At 37.6% G+C, this 5,615-nt stretch carries 6 protein-coding genes; 3 read left to right on the top strand and 3 right to left on the bottom strand.

Annotated elements, in window-relative coordinates; translation table 11 throughout:
- The first annotated feature begins 243 nt into the window (after positions 1-243).
- On the top strand, positions 244-378 hold the full coding sequence (locus tag D5R40_RS41620) for a hypothetical protein (protein WP_275670430.1): 135 nt from the start codon (positions 244-246) through the stop codon (positions 376-378).
- Between the two features lie 114 nt (positions 379-492).
- On the opposite strand, the gene D5R40_RS29900 is transcribed toward D5R40_RS41620, so the two are convergent.
- The 3 genes from D5R40_RS29900 to D5R40_RS29890 all read right to left on the bottom strand — a co-directional run bounded on the left by D5R40_RS29900 (position 493) and on the right by D5R40_RS29890 (position 3,782).
- Positions 493-1,308, bottom strand: a complete 816-nt coding sequence (locus D5R40_RS29900; protein WP_205127489.1) for a copper resistance protein B — start codon at positions 1,306-1,308, stop codon at positions 493-495.
- A 122-nt stretch (positions 1,309-1,430) separates the two neighbouring features.
- On the bottom strand, positions 1,431-3,317 hold the full coding sequence (locus D5R40_RS29895) for a copper resistance system multicopper oxidase (RefSeq protein ID WP_124146593.1): 1,887 nt from the start codon (positions 3,315-3,317) through the stop codon (positions 1,431-1,433).
- Positions 3,318-3,410: 93 nt separating this feature from the next.
- Entirely contained in the window at positions 3,411-3,782 is a 372-nt protein-coding gene (locus D5R40_RS29890; RefSeq protein WP_124146594.1) for a hypothetical protein, read from the bottom strand.
- 423 nt (positions 3,783-4,205) lie between these two features.
- Here D5R40_RS29890 and D5R40_RS29885 point away from each other — a divergent pair, with 423 nt between their 5' ends.
- Positions 4,206-4,553 (top strand): hypothetical protein, encoded by a 348-nt coding sequence (locus D5R40_RS29885; protein ID WP_124146595.1) that lies wholly within the window; start codon positions 4,206-4,208, stop codon positions 4,551-4,553.
- A 427-nt stretch (positions 4,554-4,980) separates the two neighbouring features.
- Positions 4,981-5,262: a PepSY domain-containing protein gene (locus D5R40_RS29880; protein WP_124146596.1), complete on the top strand. Its 282-nt coding sequence runs from the start codon at positions 4,981-4,983 to the stop codon at positions 5,260-5,262.
- The last annotated feature ends 353 nt before the right edge of the window (positions 5,263-5,615 follow it).

Genomic DNA, 5,615 nt, shown 5'->3' with positions numbered 1-5,615 from the left:
ACTTTGTTGACGGGGACTTAGAAACCCCGTCCGTCTACACGGCGGGGTAGTTCATTTCATTTCAATCGCCCTAATATAGGTATCAATAAAAATAATCAGAATACTGAACTTCATGTAGTTTCTGCCAAACGAGGTTCTGAAAATTTAGCAAAAGGTCACGAAATAGATATTCACGGTCCTTGCCGGATTGTTTATCGACCAGAAAAACCTCATACTTGTGGAGCGACTGTCTGGATTGAAACTTTGGCAACGGCAACAGTTTATAATTTTGACGGGAACGTGAAACGGGTCAATAGCAGATGGATTTGGGAATGGGAAGAAGAAGAAATCTGGGAAATTAATAAGATAGATATTGATGAGTCGATAAAAGCATCCTAGTCAAAAAGTTAATTTGAATCACAGCGATAGGGTTCCTCTATAATCTCACAGGTTAATTATAAATCTGTGTTTAAGTTATCGTGGGAAAATTTGACTAATGTACACTTCTTGACTTCAAAACATAAACCTGAAACCACCCACAAATTTCACCTCATCAACACTTTCCCCTTCTTCTCTGGCAAAGTCGGCAGTACCAGCAAATTTACGTTCCCAGGAAATACCAATATAAGGTGCAAACCGACGACTAAATTCATAACGCAGTCGCATTTCTAATTCAATATCGTTAAAACCTGTACCAATTTCAAATTCTTCAACCTCCTGTGCTGCTACATTAACTTCAAATTCTGGCTGCAATACCAACCTTTGGGTAAGCAATAATTCATACTCTACACTCAAGCGAGCAGAAATATCTCCATCTTCGCTGACAAAAAGAGCAGCATCTACTTCCAAGAAATAGGGAGCTAATCCTTGCAAACCAAATACTGCAAAAGCACGGCCGTCAGACTCAGAACCAAATGTTCTGTCGTAACGCACACCAGCTTGCCACTCCCAAAAAGACCAGACTAACTGACTGTAGAGTAGTTGTACTTCGGCATCTCCTTCCCCATCTTCTGTATTAACTTCACCATCAGTTTTTAACCACAACCTTCTGTAGTCGCCACCAACCCAACCATGAGCATCCCAATTAAAACTACTGTCAGCATCATTAACGCGATATTCTAACTCTTCAATTAATAACAACCAAAATATTTGATTATCTTTGATTGGTGAAGGCAAATTTTCCTGGTTGTACTCATTAGCAATTTCCCAAGTAGGAGTAAGATTAGTCAAGCGATCGCCTATCTGTTTTTCTTCTGCCATAACTACTGGTGCATAACTGAAATAGCTGACAAAACTGATTAAACCCGCCACGGCACAGTAAAAATTCAATTCTTTTCTCTGTCTCCCCCCTTTCAAAGGGGGGTTGGGGGGAATTTTTTTCCCGATCTCTTTCAAAGAGGGGTTGGGAGGGATTTTTTTCCCTATTCTGAATTTATGCAAAAATTTCATTATCATGCTTTTTCCACCTTATCAGTTACAGACACAACACGAAACATCCCCACTTTCATGTGATAGAGCAGATGGCAATGAAACGCCCAATTACCAGGTGCATCGACAGTCACATCTACAGACATTCTCTCGGCAGGTTTAACCAAAACAGTGTGTTTGCGTGGTTTATAAGCACCTGCCCCATTATCTAATTCCATCCACATTCCGTGTAAATGAATAGGATGTTCCATCATGGTATCGTTGACAAAAGTAAGTCGTAGTCGTTCGCCGTTGTAAAATTGAATTGGTTCCTTTGCTTCTGAATATTTCTTCCCATCAAAAGACCACATATACCGTTCCATATTTCCGGTGAGATGTAGTTCTATTTCTCGTTCGGCTTTTCTTTGGTCTTCACGAGGTTTCAGACTGCGTAAGTCGGTGTATAACAGAACGCGAGTACCTGTATTTTCCAATCCAATACCTGGTTCGTGGAGCCTACTTTTTGACATCATAGCTACCCCCGCACTACCTGAACCATGATGGTCTGGGCCGTGCATTACGGCTTCTTGGTGGGGTATCGTTTCTGTTGCGGTTAAATGATTCATCCCACTATTATGCTGAGAATGATTCATCCCACTGTTATGTTGAGAATGATTCATTCCACTATTATGCTGAGAATGATCCATCCCACTGTTATGCTGAGAATGATTCATTCCACTATTATGCTGAGAATGATCCATCCCACTATTATGCTGAGAATGATCCATCTGATTCATATTTGGAGAATGTTGAGAATGTGCAGAATGATCCATGCCATGATCGTGACCCATATCCGCCATAGTTCGTAGAGGGCGTTTTCTCCGTTCTGGCAGAGGAGCAGTCATTCCTAAACGTGGTGCAAGAGTTCCACGAGCATAACCACTTCTATCCATGGTTTCGGCAAAAATAGTATAAGCAGTCTCCTCTTCAGGTTCAACAATTACATCATAAGTCTCAGCAATAGCAATCCGAAATTCATCCACAGTTACAGGTTGCACATTTTGACCGTCTGCTTGTACAACCGTCATTTTCAATCCGGGAATTCTCACATCAAAAAAAGTCATTGCTGAAGCATTGATAAAACGGAGTCGTACTTTTTCGCCAGGCTTAAATATGCCACTCCAGTTAGACTCTGGTGCCATGCCATTTATTAGATATGTATAGGTTACACCTGTAATATCAGCAATATCAGTGGGGTCCATTCGCATTCTGCGCCAATCCAGATCGTCAACTAAATTTCCCACTGTTCGTCTTTGATAGTTATAGTAAGTGCTTTTCCGTTTTAGGTTGGCAAGTACCTGATGGGGGTTTTCAAAAGTCCAGTCGGAGAGCAATATGGCATATTCCCGGTCGTATGCAATAGGTTCGGGTTCGGCCGGATCGATAATCATGGCTCCAAAATGACCGAGTTGTTCTTGCAAGCCACTATGACTGTGATACCAATAGGTACCACTCTGGTTTACAGGAAAACTATAGGTGAAAGTTTCTCCTGGTTTAATGCCCGCAAAACTAACACCGGGAACGCCATCCATTTCTGGTGGGAGAATGATTCCGTGCCAGTGAATTGAGGTATCTGTTTTTAGGTTGTTTGTGACTTGAATAGTTGCTGTTTGTCCCTCGCGCAAACGAATTAACGGCCCAGGAATTGCACCGTTAACTGTCATGGCGGTAGCGTTTCGCTCTCCTATTTTGAGTTTAGTTTCCTGAATTTGGAGCTTAATTAGATCGGGATATTTATTTCCGTTTACAGGCTCACTTGCAGCAATAGTTTGTCTGTCATAAGCGGGTAAAATATTGTCTATGGCTGTGACTATACCTATTCCGGCACTGAAGCGTAAAAAATTTCGTCTATTAAGTGGGTTAGTTTTCATAGTTTTAGTTATTTAGTACTGCAAAAGAGGCTGCTTAATTCCCCTTCCGAAACAAGGAAAGGTGATTGGAGTGTTTTGTTTTCATCTCAAGTTTTATTTTTCCATGGCTTTTACTGCCTGCTGCATCTGAGAAACTATTTCTTGCATTTCTTTAATCATGTCTTCGTAGTGATTTTTCATGTTTTGTTTTTGCTCGGATGTCATATTTTGGATATGGTTAGAATCCATGTGTCCGATATTTTCTCGCATCTGAGTCAGCATTTTGTGCATTTTGTCTAAATCTTGCCCGTTGTGTTGGTGCATTTGAGAATGGTCTTGTGCCAATTTCATCGGTAATTTTTGCTTGGTTTTAGCTACTGAGGGCATGATGTTTAATACTGAAATTGTTATTCCTACTATGGCTATAGTGGCGATCGTTTTAACAGGATGAAGGTTGTCTAGTTTATTTTTGAATTGATAGGACATATTAATATTTTTCCAAACCAAACTAACATTGTTTTTACTAAATGTTAGTTTGACTTAAGAATATGAAATAGGGATGAAATTTAAACTGAATTTTTTTGAGATGAATAAGGATGAAATAGGCTCGACTGCAATAAGTTAAAAGTCATCTAACTAGACAAAATAGATTGGTATAAATCATCTCACAAGTGAAAATTTGTTAATGGTAGGTTACGATACGAATCACAATTTAATGCTTGATTTTCACCATCAATTCTGTACCTAAACCACTTGAAAAAATATAAGATTTTACAATCATCACAAGTACGGAAAGACATTTATAAATTTAAGACTGACATTTCATCCTGATTTCATAAATGCTCTGTATACTTAAGTATTGGTTTCCTAAAAAATATTGTATAATTTCTCATAGGAGTATTAAATGTAATGCAAAACACATCTTTACTTGCTCATGCTCCAAGTTTTCATGTGCCGAATCAAACTAATGATTCAAAACCAGAGGTAAAAAATGAAGTAGAAGATAATTCTGTGAATGAAAAACCTGAAACTCAAATACAAAAGATATCTTCCCCAGAAATGGAAAACCAAGTAGAAGAAAAGCAGATAGAAATTAAACCAAAAACTGTTGTAGAGGAAAAAGTTGTTAATTCTGTTGAGTTGGCTCAAACTAATAATTTTATCCCGCACCCTGGAGAAATTGTTTTTTTACTTTTATTAACTACACCTTTTTTACTATTTTCAATGAAGCGGTACATATTTAGTCAAATAAAATAATTGATAGTTTATGGAAATTTAATACAGTGACTGATTATGCTTTAACTAAAATATTAATTAATTTCCTTTTTTTTATGTTTTATTCAATCTCCGGCATTGCATAATACTATTTCTCAAAAACTTTTCTACATTTTGTTTAGCAGGGGAGTATGGGAGAAGTAAAAAGTAAGAATAATTAACATTAACTTTGCTCTTATTAGCCAAAATATGATTTTACTTGTTTTGATTCATTAATAACTGAAGTCTTACCCAAGTATAGCGTTACTTTTAGGAATTGGTATAATTGCGGGATGATTTTGTCACTCCTAGCAGAAACCATAATCCCCGTGTCCCCGTGTCCCCGTGTAGCGCCGAAATCATCCTAGTATTCAGCAACGCCCACTCCCCTATGGCTCAAACAAACTCAAACATCAATCAAATTTAAACTATGAGAATTAATAGAGCTAGACTACGCCAACTTCACTATTGGTTTGCCCCAATAATGTTTTTTCCTGTACTACTTAGTTTAATTACAGGTTCTCTATTTCAAATATCAGTTATTACTGGTACTGCCGAGAATTTTATTTGGCTATTAGAATGGCATAGAGGTAAGTTTGGGAGAATTAATTTAGAGATGATTTATCCATTTTTAAATGCCTTTGGAATGTTAATGTTGGTAGTGACTGGAATTATGATGTGGTTTCAGACTCGCCGACAGTACAAAAAATAATTTTAAGAATAGAGCGGGTTTTGATAAATAGACTTTTTTTCCAGCATTAAAAGCTTATTGATAAGCAAATTGAAAAACCCTATCCAGCAATAAATGTAAATGTAAAAAAGAATGTAGGGAGATTCCATGAAACCTCCCTAAAAATTGACTAGCTGTAAATTTATAGCAAGGAACGAGTTGGTGTTTGACTTATGTTAATGATCAACCGTAAGACAAAGAAATGCTTTTCCCACTATTGCCTGTTCCCTGCTATATCTATTAAAATTTCTAGAATTTATAAGAGTTGAAAACTTGAGTCTGACCATCTTTTTTAAAGGCAAAGACATTAAAAGATTCTTGGCGATCGCCCATTT

It is taken from the genome of Okeania hirsuta (assembly GCF_003838195.1).
Taxonomy (GTDB): Bacteria; Cyanobacteriota; Cyanobacteriia; order Cyanobacteriales; family Microcoleaceae; genus Okeania; species Okeania hirsuta.
Note: the sequence above shows the minus strand (reverse complement) of the source record. Positions and strands in the feature narration are given on the sequence as shown.

Bases quoted from the DNA above. Each gene is read 5' to 3' on its own strand.
- D5R40_RS29895 (WP_124146593.1), bottom strand. From the start codon at position 3,317: ATGAAAACTAACCCACTTAATAGACGAAATTTTTTACGCTTCAGTGCC.
- D5R40_RS29890 (WP_124146594.1), bottom strand. From the start codon at position 3,782: ATGTCCTATCAATTCAAAAATAAACTAGACAACCTTCATCCTGTTAAA.
- D5R40_RS29885 (WP_124146595.1), top strand. From the start codon at position 4,206: ATGCAAAACACATCTTTACTTGCTCATGCTCCAAGTTTTCATGTGCCG.
- D5R40_RS29880 (WP_124146596.1), top strand. From the start codon at position 4,981: ATGAGAATTAATAGAGCTAGACTACGCCAACTTCACTATTGGTTTGCC.